Source organism: Paraburkholderia sediminicola, assembly GCF_046030555.1.
Classification (GTDB): Bacteria; Pseudomonadota; Gammaproteobacteria; order Burkholderiales; family Burkholderiaceae; genus Paraburkholderia; species Paraburkholderia sediminicola_E.
In genome coordinates, this window is sequence record NZ_JAQQCH010000003.1 from 241,494 (window position 1) to 262,153 (window position 20,660).

Sequence of the window (20,660 nt, forward strand, 5' to 3'; positions counted from 1 at the left end):
ACCATGGCCCACAACCTCCACAAAACGCTCAAGGAATTCGACAGCGGTTCCGGCAAAGGCAAGTTCTACTCCCTGCCGCAACTCGGCAAGGCACTGAACATCAAGATCGACCGCCTGCCGGTCTCGATCCGTATCGTGCTGGAATCGGTGCTGCGTAACTACGACGGCAAGAAGATCGCCGAAGAACACATCACGCAACTCGCGAACTGGAAGCCGACCGCAGCGCGCGTCGACGAAATCCCGTTCGTCGTGTCGCGCGTCGTGCTGCAAGACTTTACCGGCGTGCCGCTGCTTGCCGACATCGCTGCAATGCGCGGTGTCGCGAAACACATGGGCAAGGATCCGAAGTCGATCGAACCGCTGGTCCCGGTCGATCTGGTCGTCGATCACTCGGTGCAGATCGATCACTTCCGCGAAAAGAACGCGCTCGACTTGAACATGAAACTGGAATTCCAGCGCAATAACGAGCGCTACCAGTTCATGAAGTGGGGCATGCAGGCATTCGACACGTTCAAGGTCGTGCCGCCGGGCGTCGGCATCGTCCACCAGGTGAACCTGGAATACCTCGCACGCGGCGTGCACAAGAAGGCCGAAGGCGCGGACACCGTGTACTACCCGGATTCGCTGGTCGGCACGGACAGCCACACGACGATGATCAACGGCATCGGTGTGGTGGGCTGGGGCGTGGGCGGTATCGAAGCTGAAGCCGGCATGCTCGGCCAGCCGGTGTACTTCCTGACGCCGGACGTGGTGGGCGTCGAACTGAAGGGCAAGCTGCGCGAAGGCCTGACGGCGACCGACCTGGTTCTGACCGTCACCGAACTGCTGCGTAAGGAAAAGGTTGTCGGCAAGTTCGTCGAGTTCTTCGGCGAAGGCACGAAGTCGCTGTCGCTGCCGGACCGTGCGACGATCGGCAACATGGCGCCGGAATACGGCGCAACAATGGGCTTCTTCCCGGTCGACGAAAAAACCATCGACTACTTCAAGGGCACGGGCCGTACCGACGCAGAAATCTCCGCCTTCGAAAACTACTTCAAGGCGCAGGGTCTGTTCGGTATTCCGAAGGCTGGCCAGATCGACTACACCAAGGTCGTCACGCTGGATCTCGGCACGGTCACGCCGTCGCTGGCAGGTCCGAAGCGCCCGCAAGACCGTATCGAAATCGGTCACGTGAAGTCGACCTTCAGCGACCTGTTCTCGAAGCCGGTGGCAGAAAACGGCTTTGCGAAGAAGGCGGAAGATCTCGAAACGCAATACACGACGAGCAACGGCGTCGACGTGAAGAACGGCGACATCCTGATCGCTGCCATCACGTCGTGCACGAACACGTCGAACCCGAGCGTGTTGCTGGCTGCTGGTCTGCTGGCCAAGAAGGCGGTTGAAGCCGGTCTGACGGTCGCTCCGCACATCAAGACGTCGCTGGCGCCGGGATCGCGCATCGTCACGGAATACCTGACGAAGACCGACTTGATGAAGTACCTCGACAAGCTCGGTTTCACGCTGGCCGCCTACGGTTGCACGACCTGTATCGGTAACGCAGGCGATCTGACGCCGGAACTGAACGAAGCGATCACGAAGAACGACATCGTCGCGGCAGCTGTTCTGTCGGGCAACCGTAACTTCGAAGCGCGTATTCACCCGAACATCCGCGCGAACTTCCTGGCCTCGCCGCCGCTGGTCGTCGCTTACGCGATCGCCGGCAACATCACGCGTGACCTGATGACCGAACCGGTCGGCAAGGGCAAGGGCGGCAAGGACATCTACCTGGGCGACATTTGGCCGACTAGCGAAGAAGTCGACGCGCTGCTCAAGTTCGCGCTGGACGCAGACGCGTTCCGTAAGAACTACGCGCACCTGACCAAGAAGGGCGACCTGTGGAGCAAGATCGAAGGCGAAGAAGGTCAAGTCTACGACTGGCCGAAGTCGACCTACATCGCTGAGCCGCCGTTCTTCGGCAAGGACTTCTCGATGACGCCGGCCGACAGCATCGCTCCTGTCAAGGGTGCGCGCGCACTGGGCATCTTCGGTGACTCGGTTACGACCGACCACATCAGCCCGGCTGGTTCGATCAAGGAAGACTCGCCGGCGGGCAAGTGGCTGAAGGCAAACGGCGTGCAGAAGGCCGACTTCAACAGCTACGGCTCGCGCCGCGGCAACCATGACGTGATGATGCGCGGCACGTTCGCGAACGTCCGGATCAAGAACCTGATGATCCCGGTGAAGGCAGACGGCTCGCGCGTGGAAGGCGGCCTGACGATTCATCAGCCGAGCGGCGAACAAGAGTCGATCTATGACGCAGCGATGAAGTACATCGACGCGGGTACGCCGACTGTCGTGTTTGCGGGTGAAGAGTACGGCACGGGCTCGTCGCGTGACTGGGCGGCTAAGGGTACGCAATTGCTGGGCGTGAAGGCTGTGGTCGCACGCAGCTTCGAGCGGATCCACCGTTCGAACCTGGTCGGCATGGGCGTTCTGCCGCTGCAGTTCAAGGGCTCGGATAGCGTGCAATCGCTCGGCATCACCGGCGAAGAAACGTTCGACGTCGAAGGCCTGGGCAACGACTTCAAGCCGCAACAGGAAGTGACGCTGGTCATTCACGGCAAGGACGGTAAGGAGAAGCGCGTGCAGGTGCTGCTGCGTATCGATACGCCGATCGAAGTCGACTACTACAAGCACGGCGGGATTCTGCCGTTCGTGCTGCGTTCGCTGCTGGCTGCTTAAGGTATCCGCCTACGCATGCAATAGCTGCGAGCTGTTTTGCAGGGGCTGCGTCCTGTGGAGGACGCAGCCGACTTTAGAAGCCCGGCTTTGGCCGGGCTTTTTTTATTTCTGCTGCGTGCCTGAACCTGCACGGAAGGCCTCGGGATTGTCAGTGATCCGACGCTGCGTCATGCGGGCATTCCAGTCGCTGTCTCCCGGTATCGGCACGGCGGCACGCGTGGTGACGTGCGCGCGCTGTTGCGCGGCCCAGTTGAGCAATGCGGCCTTGTCGAAGGTGTCCTCTTCAGCGGACGCGCGTGCGGTCCATTCAGGTTGCTTCGATACAGAAGACCGCGTAACCGGGGCAACAGCGCGGCTCAAAGCGACACGTTCATTGACCTGAGCTTCGCTCAAGCGCGCCGCCTTGGCTCGTTTCGCGGCCTTTGCGGACGGATTGCCCCGATCGTCGGCATGGGAAGTGACTTGCACGGCCTGCCTTGGCACGACTTGAGTGATGTGCTCAGGCGAGGTCAGAGCAACCTTCGCTGGCGCCACGCTCGCGACTTCAGCAACGGGCTGCGGCCCCTTTTCGACAGTAACCGTCATCTGCGTTTCCGCAACCGCCGCAGTGGCCACGGGTTTCGGATGATCGCCGCGCGGACTCGCAACCGACAAAACCGTCGGTGCCACCGGCACTGCTTTCGCCTTCTCCGCGTCCTTCATCGAGCAAGTGACCAGCAACCACGTCAGCGCGATGGTGCAGCCGGCGAAAATCGACGCAGCCAGCACATGGTCCGAGCGCGACGAACGCCACCGCGTCTTGCCCATCTCGAGGTAGCGCTTCGCTTCAGCCAACTCCGCATCAAAACGATGAGGATCCGTGCGCTGCGGGGGCGTCTTGTAAAACAGGATGTGCTTCACGCCTAGGGGAACCGGACTCGTTCGCGCGGGTTGCGGCTTGCGTTGCACTGCGTCCTGAATCGCCTGTTGCGCTGCGGTTTGCGCTGCGAGCTGAGGTTGGCGCTGCGCTGCATCCCACGCCACACGTCGTCGCGAGCCGAAAGGCGGCGGCAAGCCATCGAATGGCCGCGGCTTCGGAAATGCCAGATCGCCTTCAATCAAGGCCAGCGGTCGGTTCATCGTAGTGTGCTCCGGTGTGGGGCGATCTCTATGTCTAGTTGCGCGACCAAGGTCCGGGCACGTTCGGCGAGCGTGTCGATTGCACCGTCTTCGTGTTCCTGTGACGCGGTGCTGGCGCGACGCAGCGCTTCCATCAGACTGTGTGCGCCAACGAGACCCACGGCTCCGCTCAACCTGTGCAGCAAGGCGCGCTGCCCGTCATGATTGCGGTTGCGATTCAGTTCACTCAGGCGCTTCAGGTCGTCGTCCATCGAATGGCGCCAACCGCTCAGAAACGTGTGAATATTGATACCTTCCTCGGACAGCGCATCGAGATAACGTTGTTCGAAGGGTTCAGATGGGCCACTCGCAACAGCTTCCTGCGACTGTGCGACATTGGCGAACAAATGCGCCTGTGCATGCCTAGCCGGTTCTGCGGCGGCCCACCATTGGTCAACAGTGAATGGCGCACTGAAGCTCGCACGAGTGCCGGAATCTGAGCCGCTCCCGATTGAGAGCTCACCTTGCATACGCTGCGCGAGTATCTGGCAGAGCGGTAAGCAAGTGTCAGCGTCGCCAAACCTCGCTTCCGCAAGCGGTTCACCAACACTCGGTCCGAAGAGTTGCAGTTGAGAGGCATACGCGGCTTCCGCACCAGAATTCGTCACACTGACAAAAATACGCTGCGAACCGGCATTCAACGGCTCCCCCCGCACGACGAGCGCAATCTCTCCGTGTGTGCTGGCCTGGACCGTACGGCTTAGCAGATGGAAGAACAACTGACCGACCCGGGCGCTATCCGCGAGAATCTGCTCAGCGACTGTTTGATCAATGCTCGAACTCAACAGCAAGCCCCGCTGAGTCGCGGCCGGGGACACCAGCGCAATAACGCCGTCGACGAGCTCACGCAAATTGGTCACGCTTTCGTCGAGAACGAAGGCGCGCGACGCGAGTGGTGAAACATCCAGCAAGTCGCGAACGGTTTGAGACCAAGTGCGCACTGCGGATTGGATCACCGGCATCTGCGCGCGTTGGGTGGGCGGCGCGACTGTCGATTCGAGCGATTCAAGCATGCCCGCCACGGCTGTCAACGGAGCTTCCGCATAGAGGCGCATTGCGCCGAGCAACCAGAGCCGCTCCTGCTTCGCGGCGGCGCTCACCTGGCCGGACGCCGCGACGCGTGCGGCATGCTCACGCGCTTCGGCTGCTTCACACCGGCGTTTCCATTCGTTTTCCGTGAATTGCTGTTTCTCTGTGGCACGGCCCAAGGCAGCGCGAGACAGGCATGCGCCAGCGAGCGCAACGACTGCCGGAGCCGCGAGCGCCAACAGCCATGTTTGCTGCTCGATCGTGGCATCATCCGGGCCCGTCGCGGGTTGATCCGCGAAGCGGGGGCCATCACTTGGGGTAAGCACAAAAGACAGACGGGCGATTAGTTTCGTCGCTCGAATGAAGGTCGCGGGACGGCTGCCCGAGTTGCCCCACTGCGTCGCGGGCAGCCAGCGCTGCGGCCGGACGCGAATCGTCGATATGCAGTGCGAGCGGAGCGCCGTCGACTAACGGTGCCGCGTTGGCACGTAACGACAGCATGCACAGCAGCGCAAACGCGCAAAGACCGCCCAACACCGTTGCGAAACGGATCGACGTGAGTCCCGCATTGCGAGGGAAACTGTGAGCGTAACGCCGCGCACGGTCACGCACGCCCGCGGAAGAACCAAGCAGGCTCATTTTATTCATAGCCCGCAAAACTCAGTCGATCAGCCGGTGCAGGGACGCAAACTCGATCAGCGCAGCCAACGACGACAGCCCAAGTTTTTCCTGAATGCGGCTCTTGTACGTGCTCACCGTCTTGTCGCTCATGAACAGCGCGTCGCCGATCGACTTGTTCGACATGCCTTTCGAGAGCATCTGCAGAATCACCAGCTCCTTATCGGACAACAGCGAGAGTCTGTCTTCTTCATTTGCAGGGTTAGCGTTCTGCGAGATGCCGGAACCGCTGGCTGTCACGGGAAACACCGTATAACCGGCCAGCACGGCCTCGACGCCGCGCATGATTTCTTTCATCTCCTGCGACTTACCGACAAAGCCGTGCACTCCCGAGCGCATCGCCCGCGGAGCGAACGTAGCCGGATCTTGCCCGGACAGAACCAGCACGCGCATCGCGGGATGGGCGAGCTTGAGACGCGGAATCACATCGAGCCCACTGATGCGAGGAATATCCAGATCGAGGATTGCAAGTTTCGGCGTGTGTTGCCGGGCCATTTCGACGGCGGTTTGTCCGTTGTCAGCCTCAATTACCTCTTCAACGCCAAGCAGTTGCATAAGTTGCATTTTGATGACGAGCCGAAATGCGGGATGGTCGTCGATAACCAGAATAGTAGACATATATTGCATTCCTTATGAAAACATCCCCTTGAGACAGGGACACTCACTATTGTGTAAATCTTGAAAGCCGCATCGGTCTAGTCGGAATCATGCGTATCCTGAGTTAAAAAAGGCAGGACACCCGTGACCATTTCCGCCTAACGCGCGTATGAATGCGTCCCCGCCTCACTGCGGGAGACTACAAGAAATAAAAATTACGGGACCCGTAGCAGGCGGGGATACAACGTGATCTGATCGAAATACCGGCCCGCCACACGACGTCGGTATCCGTCAATACCGGTGATCATTCTTGATACATAAGCGCGCTAGGGTGCAGTGAGTACGAACTCGACCTCGACGCGCCGGTTTGGCGCCAGGCATTGCACCAATTCGTCGCGCTTTGTTTGCTGGCAGTTGACCACCGGATTCGCACTGCCTTGGCCCTGCGCGGTGATCGGCAATGTCACGCCGTGCTTGCTCAGATACTGCCGGACTGTCTGCGCACGCTGCAAAGACAGGCTCTGATTGTATGCATCGCTGCCGAGGCGGTCTGCGTAGCCTGTGATGTTGAGCCCGCGTATGGCGGGAACCTGCTTCAAGCCGGTCACCACGGCATCGAGATGTTGTTTGCCAGCTGGCAAGATCGCGGCCTCACTTCTGCCGTTAAAACGGAATAAAGAGTCGGCCCGCAGTGTAATCTTTTGCGGCGCCTGCGCTGCAGGTGCAGGTGCTGGCGTCTGCAGTGCCTGTTTGCATTGCAAGGCCGTTTCCGCCGACTTCCGCAAGTTATCCTGAACCTCAGGCAGACGCTTTTCGGCGCTGGAGAAGCTGCGCGTCCATGCGTCGTGCCCTGCTTGCATCAGTTCGACTTCGGCACATGCGAGCGGTTGTTGCGCCTCAGGACATTGGGCGATGGCAGAATCGCCCTTGATGGTGTTGACGATCTTCCACAGATCGGGGCGCACGGTAGATACCGTGCGCAGGGCCGGATTAGCAGCAGACAACGGCGTACCATTTTCGAGGCCCATCGTGATCATTGCAGCCTGGCCAATTGCTTCCTCGACAAAGCCCCAGTGATCGTTACCCAGCCTTGCCTGCTCCCCGGCATTTAACCAGCACTGCGCCTTCGCGTGAAAATAGCTGCTCTTTTCGCCGGGTGATTGATCGAGCCGCTGTTGCAGCGACGCGATCGCTGTGCGGCTGCTGACGATCGTGGCGTAGGTTTCGACCCATTGCTTGTTTGCGGCACCTGCAGCTTCGTTCTGTGAAGCACCGATACCCATTTTCAGCACAGTGACGTCTTCGATACCGAGACTTTCACGCGCGGCATGGTCCGCGCAACCTGACAGGGCCAGCGCACATGCGAGGATAGTTAGCTGGAATTTCATGAATTTTCTGCGTCAAGCGCATCTTCTCTAAGAAGGTTCTCAGTATGAAGAGGCGCAAACGGGGGGGGAATGAGAAAATTCTTAGAATGACGTCAGAAAGTTGAGGCGGCCGCGACGATCGCATCAAATGGCGCAAGAGTTTTTGAAAATCAGCTTGAATGCGCGCTTGTGTTGGTTTTTTCCCTGGACGACGTGATGCGGACCCCGTTCCGTCTTTGGTGACTTGCGTGATCCGCACCGTAGCCTCACGCCCCGCCACTCACGCCTTCACTGCGCGAGCCGCATTCCGCCCCCGCAGCCACTCAAGCGCCAGCAGCAAACAAGTCGAAAACACAATCAGAATAGTCGCCAGCGCCGCAATTGTCGGACTGATGTTCTCGCGGATACCGGTGAACATCTGCCGCGGCAGGGTCGTCTGATCCGCCCCTGCCAGAAACAGCGTCACGACCACCTCATCGAACGAAGTCGCGAACGCGAACAGCGCGCCCGAAATCACGCCCGGCGCAATCACCGGCAACGTGATGCGGAAGAACGTCGTCACCGGATTAGCACCGAGCGACAAACTCGCGCGCACCAGGTTGTAATTGAAGCCCTGCAACGTCGCCGCCACCGTCGTCACGACGAACGGCACACCAAGCGACGCATGCGCGAGAATCAATCCGATATACGTATTGGCCAACCCGAGCGGCGCAAAGAACAGATACATACCCACGCCAACCACCACCACCGGAACGATCATCGGCGAAATCAGAATCGCCATCAGCAACGCCTTGCCGCGGAAGTTCGCTTTGGTCAGGCCGATCGCGGCCAACGTACCGAGCACGGTCGCGACCACCGTGGCAGACGGCGCCACGATAAAACTGTTCTTCGCCGCCATGCGCCATTCATCGGACCCGATCAGGTTCTCATACCAACGCAACGACCAACCCGGAATCGGATACACCAGAAACGTGCTCGACGAAAACGACAGCGGTACGATCGCCAGCACCGGCAGGATCAGATACAGCAGCGTCAGCACGGCAAGCGCGCGCAGCGCAAAATACCACGTGCGTTCAACCAAAGACGTATGCGGCGCAAACAAGGGCTTGGCAAGTTTCATCGCGGGTAAGCTCCGTTCAGGCAATCAGCCAAGGCTCAGTGACGAACGCGTGAAGCGCCCGTAGATGACATACAGCACGAGTGTCGCGGCGAGCAGCAACCCGCCTAACGCACACGCCATGCCCCAGTTGATCGTCACGTTCGTAAAGTATGCGACGTAGTAGCTGACCATCTGATCGTTCGGTCCGCCGAGCAATGCCGGCGTGATGTAATAGCCGATCGCCAAGATGAACACGAGCAAAGCGCCGGCGCCGATGCCCGGATAAGTCTGCGGCACATACACGCGCCAAAAGGCGGCGAACGGATGGCTGCCGAGCGAGATCGCGGCGCGCTGATAGGTCGGCGGGATCGACTTCATCACGCTGTACAACGGCAAGATCATGAACGGCAGCAGAATGTGCGTCATCGAGATGTACACACCGGTTCGGTTGAACAACAACGACAGCGGATCGTGCAGCAGCCCGCTGGCGATCAACGCCTTGTTCACCAGCCCCTCGCTTTGCAGAATCACGATCCACGCCGCGACGCGCACGAGGATCGAGGTCCAGAACGGAATCAGTACGAGAATCATCACCAGATTCGCGCGACGATCGGACAGCGTCGAAATCCAGTAAGCGAGCGGGTAGCCGAGCAGCAGCGCAAAAAACGTCACGGCCGCGCCGATCACGAACGTGCGGCTGAACACGTGGAGATAAATCTGTTGGTCGGGATCGGTCTCCTTGATGTGACCGAACGCGTCCTGCTTATGGTCTAAAGACGCCAGCAGATAGAACGGTGAATAGGCACCGGCGTTCTTGGCAATCGCTTGCCAGTAAGCGATATCGTTCCAGCGCTCGTCGAGTTCGACGAACTTGGCGTGCATTTGCGCAGGGGTAAGGGTCAGCGGCTTGCTGTTGTCGTCGACGAACGGCATGGCGTGCGCCGACTTCGCGACCAGCGAGCGATAGCCGGGAATCTCCACGTTCAGCCGACGCGCTAGCGCGCCCATGCCGTCGCTATCTGCGACCGCGGTCAGATCGACAGCCAACGCGGCATAGGCGGCATCAGGGGGCGGCGTCTTGCGATCCCAGCCGCTCAACGCGCTCAGTGTATGCGGCAATGCATTGACCACTTCCGGATTCTGCGCCGCGCGCGTCAGTAACGCGCCAATCGGCACGACAAAAATCAGCAGAAGAAAAATGGCGAGCGGCGCGATCAGCAACAGCGCCATTGCGCGCTTTTTTGCCTCCGCGGCCTTCAATTCACGCTTGAGTCGAACGCTCGACTCGGGCGTCGAATCAGCGGCAATCGTCATCGTAGTCACACCGTCTCCTTGTCGACAGCAGTTAGCGCTTTAGCACCTACTCCGATCCCATGCATCCGGCTGTCGATCCGGAGTTAGCACTTCGGCGCTTACTCCGGTCCACGCATCCTGCCGTCCGCGCACATCGCGAAGACATGCGCCTGGGTTTCATTGCATCGAAGCGGCGCGGCTTCACTACAAGAAAAGCCGCGCCTTCTCACACCCGGCTAATTACTTCGAAGCCCACGACGAGAAACGCTGCTCCAGTTCATCGCCATGATCAGTCCAGAACGTCAGATTCTGAAGCACTGCGTTCTTGCCATTAGCGGGCGAGTTCGGCAGATTCGCGAGCGTCTTCGGATCAAGTGCCTTGATGGCCGCCACATTCACCGGACCGTACGCGATGTTATGCGCATAGTCCTGCTGCGGTTTCGACGAAAGCGAATAGGCGATGTACTTCTCGGCCAGCGCCTTGTTCGGCGTGCCCTTCGGAATCGCCCAATAGTCGAGGTCGTAAATGCTGCCGTTCCACACCACCTTGAGGTTTTTGCCTTCCTTCTGCGCGGCGTCGATCCGGCCGTTGTACGCAGTCGACATCACCACGTCACCCGCGACGAGGAATTGCGGCGGCTGTGCGCCCGCTTCCCACCACTGGATATTCGGCTTCAGTTCCTCGAGCTTCTTGAACGCGCGGTCCTGGCCTTCCTTGGTGGCGAGCACCTTGTAGACGTCCTTCGGCGGCACGCCATCGGCCATCAGCGCGAACTCGAGGTTGTAGCGCGCGCCCTTGCGCATCGCCCGCTTGCCGGGGAATTTCTTCACGTCCCAGAAGTCGGCCCAGCCGGTCGGCGCGGTTTTCAGCTTGTCGGCGTTATACGCGAGCGCCGTCGACCACACGAAGAAACCCACGCCGCAGGTTTGCGGCGCTTCCGGAATCAGATCGGACTTCTTGCCGATCTTCGACCAGTCGAGCTTCTCGTACAGCCCTTCGTCACACCCACGGCCGATGTCGCCCGACTCGACTTCCACCACGTCCCAGTTCACATGCTTCGCTTCGACCATCGCCTTCACTTTGGCCTGCTCGCCGTTGTATTCGACGGCGGTTACCTTGTTGCTGGTTTGCGTTTCGAACGGCTGGTTGAATGCGACCTTTTGCGCGTCGCCATTCGCGCCGCCGAAATTGACGACCGTCAGTTCGGCTGCATTGACTTGCGCGGCGCCCAGCGCGAGCGCCACAGCACCGACAGCGATGGCGCAGCGCGATTTCCCGATCTTGCTCATGGTGTGTTGCTCTCCTTTGGTGGTGTGCTTTCAGCTTTAGCTAAGTACAGTGCGACTTGTTATGTGCTGCTTACGTGAACTGCTTCTTTTACCTGCATCGAACGAACTACGACCCACGCATCGCACGCTCACGCGCCTGCAAACACGCGCAGATGCTCAGGCGCGAACTCCAGCGCAACGGGCGCGCCAGGCGCGAAGGATTCGAGTGCATCGGTGCCAAGCGGCACCTTGACGAAGCACTCGTCCTGCTCCGGCAAGCCACAACGCATGCGCACGTGGTCGCCGAAATAGATCAGCCCGCGCGCTTCGCCGCTAAGCGCATTGGCGCCGGGCCGTGATACTCCATTGGCAAGCTTCATGCGCTCGGGCCGAATACAAGCGACCGCCGGCGTGCCCGCCCGCGCGCCGCCGATATTGCGCCCCGTGAGTCGCGTGCCGTCGATCAGATGAAACTCGCAGTACTCACCGTCGATATTCGCGATCGTCCCCCGCAGCTTGTTGCTGTCGCCGATGAAGTTCGCGACGAACTCGTTGCACGGCGATTCGTACAGACGGTCCACGGTATCGAGTTGCTGCACGATGCCTTTATCGAACACGGCAACGCGATCGGACATGGTCAGCGCTTCACCCTGATCGTGCGTGACGTACACAAATGTCACGCCGAGCTTCTCGTGCAATGATTTAAGTTCGTACTGCATGTGTTCGCGCAACTGCTTGTCGAGCGCACCGAGCGGCTCGTCCATCAGCACGAGTTTCGGCTCGAACACGAGTGCCCGCGCCAACGCGATACGTTGCTGCTGGCCACCGGAAAGCTGCGCCGGATAACGTTTCGCGAAGCTCTCCATGCGCACCATCTTCAGTGCGTTATGGGTACGGTGCGTGCGTTCCTCGGCAGAAAGTTTGCGCACGGTGAGCGGATACGCCACGTTCTGCTCGACCGTCAGATGCGGAAACAGCGCGTAGTTCTGAAACACCATGCCGATGTTGCGCTTGTGCGGCGGCACGGTGTTGAGCAACGTACCATCGAGCCAGATTTCGCCGCCAGTGGGAAATTCAAAGCCCGCCAGCATCATCAGACACGTGGTTTTCCCTGATCCCGAAGGTCCGAGCAGCGTCAGAAATTCGCCCTGGTAAATATCCAGATCGAGCTGTTTGACGACCAGCGTTTCGCCGTCGTATGTCTTGCGCACACCTCGAAAGCTGACGATCACGTCATCGGTTTTCATCGCACTAGTCTCCTCTACGGTCCGGCTGGCTCCCCCGCAGAACAGCGGGATTGCATTAATTGCGTGGCTCACTATAGTCCCTTACGGTTCTACAATATGGAACCATTTCATTATTCCGGATAGAACCACTTGGACACCGTGATCTTGTCGGATTGGCTTGCCGCACGGCTCGACCGCGCCGCGGCCGAACCGGTTTACAGACAGACGCTGCGGCTGATGCAGCAGGCCATCCTGACCGGCCAGCTGCCGCCCGGCACCAAGCTGCCGAGTTCGCGCACGCTCGCCGAAGACCTCGGCATCGCGCGCAATACGGTGCTGCACGTCTACGATCAGCTGACCGCCGAAGGCTATGTGATCTCGACCACCGGCAGTGGCACCTACGTCGCGGACACGCGGCCGGACACGGCTGCCGTGAATGCGCGTAAGAAGCCAGCGGTGGCGCGCGTCGATGCGGATGGTGTCAATCAAGCCACCGAGGCCGCGGCACCGCCAAAGCGCGATCTCGGCGACCTCTCCACGCGCGGACGAAGGCTGATCGATCAGGCCGGGGTGTCAGCGAAACAATGGGGTGCGTTTATGCCGGGCGTCCCCGACGTCGCCGAATTTCCCGCCCGCACATGGAGCCGCTTGCAAGCAAGATTGTGGAAGGAAGCCAATCCCGATCTGCTGACCTATGCGCCTGGCGGCGGCTATCGGCCGCTAAGGCGCGCGTTGTCCGATTACCTGCGCGTCGCGCGCTCGGTGAATTGCACGCCCGATCAGATCATCATCACGACGGGCATTCATCAGTCAATCGATCTGGCGGTACGTTTATTGACCGACGTTGGCGATCGCGCGTGGGTGGAAGAGCCGTGCTACTGGGGCGCGCGCAGCGTGCTGCAATCGTCGGGGATCACGTTGGTACCCGTGCCGGTTGATGCCGAAGGCCTCAATCCACGCGAACAGGATTTGCAACAGCCGCCGCGCCTCGCGCTCGTCACGCCGTCGCATCAATATCCGCTCGGCATGGTGATGAGTCTCGCGCGCCGCCGTACGCTGCTCGAATACGCACGCCAGCATAACGTCTGGATCATCGAGGACGACTACGACAGCGAGTTCCGCTACGGCAGCCGTCCCCTGGCGTCGTTGCAAGGCCTCGACGACGCCGGTCAGGTGATCTATGTGGGTAGCCTGGGGAAGATGCTGTTTCCAGGCTTGCGGATCGGCTACATGATCGCGCCGGAGCATCTGGTTGAAACGTTCCGCACGGGCGTGGCCGAGTTGTATCGCGAGGGACAGTTAATGCAGCAGGCCGTGATGACCGATTTCATCATGGACGGCCATCTCACGTCACATGTTCGCCGTATGCGAGCGCTCTACGGCGAGCGCCGGCAGATTCTGATTGACGCAATCACTGCACGTTTCGGCAACGAACTCCCGGTGATGGGCGACGAGGCCGGCCTGCATCTGGTGCTCGGCCTGCCCGACCATGCGAACGATCGCGCGGTCACGGCAGCCGCTTACGATGCCGGTGTGATCGTGCGGCCGCTCGCCGCCTACTACAGCAGCGAGACGCCCGCACGACGCGGACTGTTGCTGGGATACGCCTGCGTGGCGAACGAGAAAATCGGCCCGGCATTCGACACGCTCGCGCGTGTGATCGAGCAGACGGCGTTGAAGAAAAAGCCTACGCGCGCCGCTTAACCGCACACCGCCGCATTACTTCAAGCCGAAGTCCACCCGCGTCGTCGCACCTTTGTCCTTGATGCCATCCGCGTTCAGCTTCGGCGCGACGATAAACACCCGGCTGCTGTCGATCTTGCCTTCGAAATACTGCTGCACGGCTTGCGCCCGTTGCTGCGCGAGCTGACGCAAGCTGGCATCGTCTATCGGGGCGTTGGCGGCTAGCGCGCTCTTCATCTCGTCGTCCGGCAGGCTCTTCGTCAAGCCCACAAAATTGCGTGGTTTCTTGAAGTCAGCCGCCTTATAGGCCTTGGTCAAGTACTTGTCGTATTCCTTCGGATCCACAGTCACCGTCGACAGATCGACGCTCTCGCCGTTGCCCACCACGTCCTTGATCTTCTGCTGCTTGACCTGGCGATCGACGTATTGCTGGCGCAGACCCGGACCGTCGACCGCCGGATCGACGCGGCCAATCAGATCGATACGGATCGACGTCTTGTCGGCCAGCGCTTTCACGATCGTATCGAGTTTCTTCTCGGCGGCATCCGAAAGTTGCGCCGAACCCGGCTCGAATTCGACATAGCCCAATTCCTCACCATTGCCGCCAAATGCATTGGCGATTAGCGAGAACGGCGCGGTGACCGCCTTCTGCAGCAGATTGAGCACCGCATGCCAGATGAGCCCGCCGATGCTGAATTCAGGATTCGACAAAGATCCCGACACCGGCAGATTCACGTCGATTTCACCGCGCGAGTTTTTCAGCAGCGAGATCGCGAGACGCACCGGCAGCTTGGTCGCCGTATTGTTTTCGACATGATCACCGAACGTGAGCTGATCGATGAAAATATGATTGTTCGCGTTCAACTGATCGTTATCGAGCTTGTAGTGCAGATCGACGTTCAGCTTGCCCTTGGTGATCGGATAGCCGGCGTATTTCGCCGAATACGGCGTGAGGTTGGTGAGCTCGATATCGTGCGCGCTCGCAGTCAGATCGAGCGCCGGCTTCGCGATCAGCGGATTGACCGTGCCGCGAATCGAAAGCGGGCCATTGGCCGCCAGCTTTGCGGCGATATCCACCGGCGCCGCCGTGGTCGATTGCGTACCGAACGCGCCGACCGTGCCTTGAATGGCGACGAGATTCGCCGTGAAATTCGGCTTGATGAAGTTATCGGTGTACGTCACGCGGCCCTGTTGCAGCACTAGTTGACCGAAGTGCAGTTTGACGGGGCTTTGCGGCGGCGTAGCGGCTGTCACGGTCGCCGGTGTGGCCGACGCCGGCACCGGCGCGGATGCCGCCTCGGGCGCCGACGCGGCTTGCGGCGTCAACGGTACGGGTTCGGCGCCGCTTTTGTCACGTGTCAGCGATTGCGCGGCGCCGCTTTCATGCGCGACCACGTCGCTGAGATTCAGCTTGCCTTGTGCGTCGAGCAGCACGCGCCCATAGAACTTCGTGAACGTGACGCGGCCCGCGTCGACCACCGTGCCGTGTTCGTCGTAGTCCGCCTTCAGGTTGGTCAGTGCGAGCGAACCCCAACCCGCGAACGGGTCAGAGGTCGCCTTGTCGAGCATCCGTACATCGACTAGCGCCACGTCCCCGCGATATGTCGCTTTCGGTGCCTTCGCCTGACTCAGCGCGAGATCACCGTTCGCGTTGAGTAACGCGCTCGCGATCAGCGCATTCAGTTTGCCGCCGAAGTACGGCTCGAACGCCGCCGCATCCAGCCGGTTCGCGTTCACCTTGACGGCCACCTTCAGCGGGGTCGCCGTGACATTGCCCTTTATGCCGAGGGTGCCCTTCTGGTTAAGCGTCGCTTGCAAATCAATTGGCAGCGGACGGCTCAGGTCGTCGCTGATCTGCTGCACTTTGAGTTGCAGCGGCGTCACGCTCAACTTCACCGGATGCGGGGTGGTGTTGTCGGTGAAATTGGCGGTGGCGTCTTTCAGGTTGAGTTCGCCGATCTTGTAATGCCACGCAGGCCCTTCCGCCTCTGCCTTCTTCGCCGCGTGGATGGCCGTGCGCTGCTGTTCGGCCTGATGCGGACCGGCGAGCGCGGCCAAGTCGATGCTGCCGTCTTTCAGACGCTGTGCGTTGACCGCCAGGCCGGTCGTGTCGACACCGGTGATGTCGGCAGTGCGTCCCGCAACGTCCACCTGCTTGATTGTCACCTGGCCCTGCGCGAGCGAGACGACGGGCGCCTTGCTGCCGCGTGTCGCGAGTTTGAGCGATTGCAGATCGAGTTGTGTGTCGGAGACCATCACGGCGGCCGGTGATTTCGACCAGTTCGCACCGACGTTCGCGTTGGCGGACAGCGCGCCATCAATGACTTGCGCGGCGGTTGCCGAGTCAAGGTAGGGCTGTAGCAGCGGCAATGGCAGCGACTTCAGATCGAGCTTCGCGTTAGCGGTCTTCGCGACAAGGCCGAATGCACCGGCCACACCGAGCGAGCCGGCGGCGTCCTTGAAACCGGTATTAAGCGTGTAGTGCGCCGGCGCGGTAGCGAGCGTCGAGAAATCGGTCAGCGTGACGGCCAGTTTTTGCAGACCGAGGTCGACCGGCCGCGAGGCCGCTTCGTCGTGAACATTCACGGTGCCGTCGTTGAGCACGAAGCGCTTAATCGACAGATCCAGAGGCGGCGCGGTTTTGTCCGTAGCGGTTGCACCGGATGCCGCAACGGGTGCGCTCGCAGCATGATTAGCCAAGGTGGCCGCAGACGCGGATGCCGGTGTAGAAACGGATCCGGACGCGGGTGCTGGAGCAGAAGCCCCGGCAGCAGGTGCAGGCGCGAACATCCGCTCGACACTCAACACACCTTCTTTGTCGCGCGCAAGATTGGCGCTCGGCGCGTCGATACGGATATCGTCGAAGTGATACACGCTCTTCAATGGCTCGAGCGTCGCGGCAGCCACATGCACGGCGCGCGCAGCGAAGAACGGCGCCTTGCTCTGATCGCGGACGTCCACGTCGTTCAAATCGACGGTGCCGGCCACGCGCAACGAGGGCGCGTCGTTGGAGACGACGAAGTTGAGCTTGAGATCGGTGGACAGCTTGCCGCTCTGCACAATCACGGGCAGCTTGGTTGGCACATAAGACATGAGACGCGGCACGTCGAGCCCTTCGAAGCGCAGCGATACTTCCGACTCGCGCGACGCCGCAAATGGCTTGCTCTTGCCGTCGATAGCGAGCGGACTGCCGTCAATGCGCGCGCGCAGCAAAGGCTCGACGAAGATATCGGTTTTCGAAGGCAGCGTAGCGATGAACGGAATGCCGAGCTTCCATTGATCGATTACGTGCGTCACGCCAAGCAGCTTGTCGTCGAATGTGATCTGGCCGTTTTCGAGGCGAATGTTCGACACCGAAAAGAGCGTCGGCTTGCTATCGGGCTTGGCCGGCTGCTTCGAGAACTTCTCGATCAGGTCGGTGAAATTGAAGCGCTGCGCATCATAGCGAACGATATGAAAACGCGGCGAATCGAGTTGCACTTCGTCGATAATCGGCGCCGCACGGAACAGCGAACTCCATGACGGCTGCACGATGAGCCGCGAAATATCGACGAAGTCGCCCGCGCCGCCACGCTCGCCGATATGCACGCGATCGGCTTCGAGCCTGAGCGTGTATGGATTGAGCGCAATGCGGCCGATCGTGGCGGGTCGGTCGAGTTGTTTGCTGAGTTGCTGCTCGGCGATATGGCGAATCAGCGGCGGCGCCGCGAAAAAGCCCAGCAGACCGAACAATACGAGGAAGATCAGCAGACCCGTGATGACACGCCGGGTACGGCGTGACTGCGCGACGTCGCGCACGGTCTGCATGGAAGATTCGAGTGATGCTTTATTGAGGCTTGCCATGCTCGGTCTTGGGTAATGCGGCGGCAAGCCCGCCGCGAAAACGAAAATCCCGCAAGCGGCAGTATAAGTGGTGAATCTTACGCGGGATAGAAATGTAAGCCGTGGCTTACACATTGTTGCGCGTTACAACGCCCATGTCCGCCGACACGAAGCGGCGGACATGGGCTGATTTATGCGTCACTCATGCACTGCTGTCACAGCAGTGACGCATTTCACTAGCGCGACTTCACAGTCGCACTTCATTCGCGAACTTCATTGACGCACAACCGCCGGCGGCTGCCAGCTGCCGTCGGTCGCTTGCGGCTTCGGCGCGTACAGACGCAGCATCAATTGCAGATCGGCACGCGGTGTCGGCAGCCAGTTGCCGCTCTTGCCACGCGTCGACGAGACCGTCACGTCGAGCGAGCCGTCGCGATTGCGGCGCGCGCCGTTGCGATCGCCGACCGCCAGACGCGCCGGCGCGCTTTCCCCTAACGCGCCGTCTTTCGTGTAGGCGGTGATCGACCAGAAGCCGCGCACCGGCGGCAACTGGTTCGGTGCGAAATGAATCACGTAGCGGTTTGCGCCGTTGAGCGCATGACCGTCGCTGTCCTGGGTGACGACCGCGCGCACTTCATCGTCCTTCGTGCCGATGCCCGGCTCGGTCGCCGCAGCGTAAGCGCGCATCGCGTAGTCGGGACCGTAGTTGCCCACGCCGTCACCGAACCAGCTCCAGCCGTTAGCGCTCAGCAGGTTGGACGGCGGCGTGACGACGTGCTCGTGACCGTCGGCGAGGCCCGCGGCAACTGCCTCGGGCGGCCTCGGCAGCGTCACCGGATTGCCAGGCGTCACGCCGAAATCCGAAAGGATTTTCAGTGCATGCGGATCGGCCGGCGTTGGCGGGTTGTCCGGCAAGGCCTGCGCGAGCCGGCCGAAGAAGCCGCTCGCGTCAAGCGCGGCGACTTGCGCGGCCGGCGTACCGGAAGCGGCCGCAGCGGCAGAATCGGCAGCATTGCTATGCGGCGGCGTAATCGACACCGAGCGCGTGTCGCCGGCATTGACGCTCAGCGGCGCGACGCGGATGGCGCGCTGCAGCTTGCGCACCGCCGTCAGATCGCGGGTGCCGTTCGACTGGATGCGCACGCTCACCCATGCATTGCGGGTCGGCACGTCAATGCGCTTCACGCCCTTAGGCAGATCGCCCTGCCAGCCCGGGCCGACGAAGGCAATCGTTTGCGCCTTGATGCCAGCGGCACGGGTAGTGAACTGTGAACTGGTCGACCACACCACGTTGGTCCACATATCGAGCACGCGGGCGTCGACGTAGCGTCCGTGCGAGTCGGGCAGCGACACGATCACCGGCTCGCTGCCAACGTCCAGCCAGCCGGTCGAGTCGAGCGTGTCGAGACTCGGCTGCAGCGGATTGGCGGCACCGATAGGTGGCAAGGCTTGCGCGTGGCGCAGCGTATTGACCGGTGCCTGGCCCGGATCGGTGCCGACCGCCGCATCGCGCGCGACGCCCATCAGCACCAACGGATAGCCGAAAACGTACGAATCGGCGACTTCGTCTTTGATCCAGCCAGTGGTTTTTTGCGTCGTGGACGGCGTCGACGCACAACCAGCCAGAAAAGCGAGGCCTGCAAGCGATGCGCAGGTCCAGTGAAGCGAAAACAGTTCTTGGCGATTTTTTATCATTCGTTCAGGTGGCAGAACGTGCGGTCCTAAGGGAAACGTCGGTGAGCAGCGGAACCTGCTTGCGTGGCCTCCCAAAGCCGAAGGCAGCCGTGCGCGGCTCGCGATGCCGACAACATCGGGTTGTATCGTATCCTTGTTCGCCAGGCAAGCGCAAAGGCAGGAATGGCGCTTCGTAACGAGCGCGCGGAGACCATTTACAGTACGGTTGACGATTTTTGTCGCTTCCGCGCCAGTTCTTGCCCTGCTGGCCGCCGTTCCCGACCCCTTACCGCCCTTTTGTACCCGGAGCGCTTATGTATATGCCCGCCCATTTTGAAGAGAACCGTCCAGAGGTTCTCCATCGCCTGATCGCTGAGCAGTCGTTCGGCGCGCTGATTACCCATGGGCCGAATGGGCTCGACGCGAATCATTTGCCATTCGAGTTCGACGCGAAGCTAGTCCCCGGAGGAGGCGACGCGAAGCTCGCGTCCACGGGGAGCGACACGGTCACTCAAACCCACGGCATCCTCCGCGCCCACGTCGCCCGAGCCAATCCGGTCTGGCAGGAAGTCGCCGCGAACCCGGAAACCCTCGTCATTTTCCAGGGTCCGGCCGCCTACATCTCGCCGACCTGGTATCCGAGCAAACACGAGACGCATCGTCAGGTGCCGACTTACAACTATATGGTGGTGCACGCGCATGGCCGGATCGTCGTGCGCGACGACGAGACTTTCCTGCGCGGCCTGGTCGCGCGACTCACTCGCAAGATGGAGGCGGGCGAGCCGGTGCCGTGGAAAATGGGCGACGCGCCGGCCGACTATATCGCGCAGATGCTGGGGGCGATCGTCGGCCTCGAGATCGAGGTCACGCGACTGGTCGGCAAATGGAAGCTCGGCCAGAACAAGGAAGCCGCCGACCGGCGTGGCGCGGCCGAAGCCCTGCTGGCACGCACCAGCGACGAGCAGAAGGCCGTCGGCCAGGCGATGCTGGACGCGCCGCCGGCATTCTGAGTTTTATTGCTCGACGACCGTACCGTAGCGCAAG

At 60.9% G+C, this 20,660-nt stretch carries 14 protein-coding genes; 3 read left to right on the forward strand and 11 right to left on the reverse strand.

Features of this window, described 5'->3' with window-relative positions:
• Positions 1-3 precede the first annotated feature (3 nt).
• Positions 4-2,721 carry an aconitate hydratase AcnA gene (acnA, locus tag PQQ52_RS06840; protein WP_408208259.1) on the forward strand — a complete coding sequence of 906 codons (2,718 nt, stop codon included), beginning with the start codon at positions 4-6 and terminating at the stop codon, positions 2,719-2,721.
• Between the two features lie 102 nt (positions 2,722-2,823).
• Here acnA and PQQ52_RS06845 read toward each other — a convergent pair whose 3' ends face one another.
• From PQQ52_RS06845 to PQQ52_RS06885, 9 genes are all read right to left on the reverse strand, one after another.
• Positions 2,824-3,840, reverse strand: coding sequence for a hypothetical protein (locus PQQ52_RS06845; protein WP_408208262.1), 1,017 nt, complete (start codon positions 3,838-3,840; stop codon positions 2,824-2,826).
• Positions 3,837-4,841, reverse strand: coding sequence for a sensor histidine kinase (locus PQQ52_RS06850; RefSeq protein ID WP_408208264.1), 1,005 nt, complete (start codon positions 4,839-4,841; stop codon positions 3,837-3,839). The genes PQQ52_RS06845 and PQQ52_RS06850 overlap by 4 nt, the downstream gene beginning before the upstream one ends.
• Positions 4,842-5,217: 376 nt before the next feature.
• Positions 5,218-5,556, reverse strand: a complete 339-nt coding sequence (locus PQQ52_RS06855) for a hypothetical protein (RefSeq protein ID WP_408208267.1) — start codon at positions 5,554-5,556, stop codon at positions 5,218-5,220.
• A gap of 12 nt (positions 5,557-5,568) precedes the next feature.
• On the reverse strand, positions 5,569-6,204 hold the full coding sequence (locus PQQ52_RS06860; RefSeq protein ID WP_408208270.1) for a response regulator: 636 nt from the start codon (positions 6,202-6,204) through the stop codon (positions 5,569-5,571).
• A gap of 305 nt (positions 6,205-6,509) precedes the next feature.
• The gene (locus tag PQQ52_RS06865; RefSeq protein ID WP_408208273.1) at positions 6,510-7,571 is read right to left on the reverse strand and encodes an OmpA family protein; all 1,062 of its coding nucleotides are present in this window, start codon (positions 7,569-7,571) and stop codon (positions 6,510-6,512) included.
• 259 nt (positions 7,572-7,830) lie between these two features.
• The gene (locus PQQ52_RS06870) at positions 7,831-8,670 is read right to left on the reverse strand and encodes an ABC transporter permease (protein WP_408208276.1); all 840 of its coding nucleotides are present in this window, start codon (positions 8,668-8,670) and stop codon (positions 7,831-7,833) included.
• Positions 8,671-8,694: 24 nt separating this feature from the next.
• A complete protein-coding gene (locus PQQ52_RS06875; RefSeq protein ID WP_408208635.1) occupies positions 8,695-9,963 on the reverse strand; it encodes an ABC transporter permease in 1,269 nt (422 codons plus the stop codon).
• 219 nt (positions 9,964-10,182) lie between these two features.
• On the reverse strand, positions 10,183-11,232 hold the full coding sequence (locus PQQ52_RS06880) for an ABC transporter substrate-binding protein (RefSeq protein WP_408208279.1): 1,050 nt from the start codon (positions 11,230-11,232) through the stop codon (positions 10,183-10,185).
• 128 nt (positions 11,233-11,360) lie between these two features.
• Positions 11,361-12,458, reverse strand: a complete 1,098-nt coding sequence (locus PQQ52_RS06885; protein ID WP_408208282.1) for an ABC transporter ATP-binding protein — start codon at positions 12,456-12,458, stop codon at positions 11,361-11,363.
• A 129-nt stretch (positions 12,459-12,587) separates the two neighbouring features.
• Here PQQ52_RS06885 and pdxR point away from each other — a divergent pair, with 129 nt between their 5' ends.
• The gene (gene pdxR / locus PQQ52_RS06890; RefSeq protein WP_408208285.1) at positions 12,588-14,141 is read left to right on the forward strand and encodes a MocR-like pyridoxine biosynthesis transcription factor PdxR; all 1,554 of its coding nucleotides are present in this window, start codon (positions 12,588-12,590) and stop codon (positions 14,139-14,141) included.
• A gap of 15 nt (positions 14,142-14,156) precedes the next feature.
• Here the strand turns inward: pdxR and PQQ52_RS06895 are convergent, their stop codons facing one another.
• The gene (locus PQQ52_RS06895) at positions 14,157-17,963 is read right to left on the reverse strand and encodes a DUF748 domain-containing protein (RefSeq protein ID WP_408208288.1); all 3,807 of its coding nucleotides are present in this window, start codon (positions 17,961-17,963) and stop codon (positions 14,157-14,159) included.
• 252 nt (positions 17,964-18,215) lie between these two features.
• Entirely contained in the window at positions 18,216-19,637 is a 1,422-nt protein-coding gene (locus PQQ52_RS06900) for a DUF1254 domain-containing protein (protein ID WP_408208291.1), read from the reverse strand.
• A 293-nt stretch (positions 19,638-19,930) separates the two neighbouring features.
• On the opposite strand from PQQ52_RS06900, the gene PQQ52_RS06905 reads away from it, so the two are divergent.
• A complete protein-coding gene (locus PQQ52_RS06905) occupies positions 19,931-20,626 on the forward strand; it encodes an FMN-binding negative transcriptional regulator (protein WP_408208294.1) in 696 nt (231 codons plus the stop codon).
• The last annotated feature ends 34 nt before the right edge of the window (positions 20,627-20,660 follow it).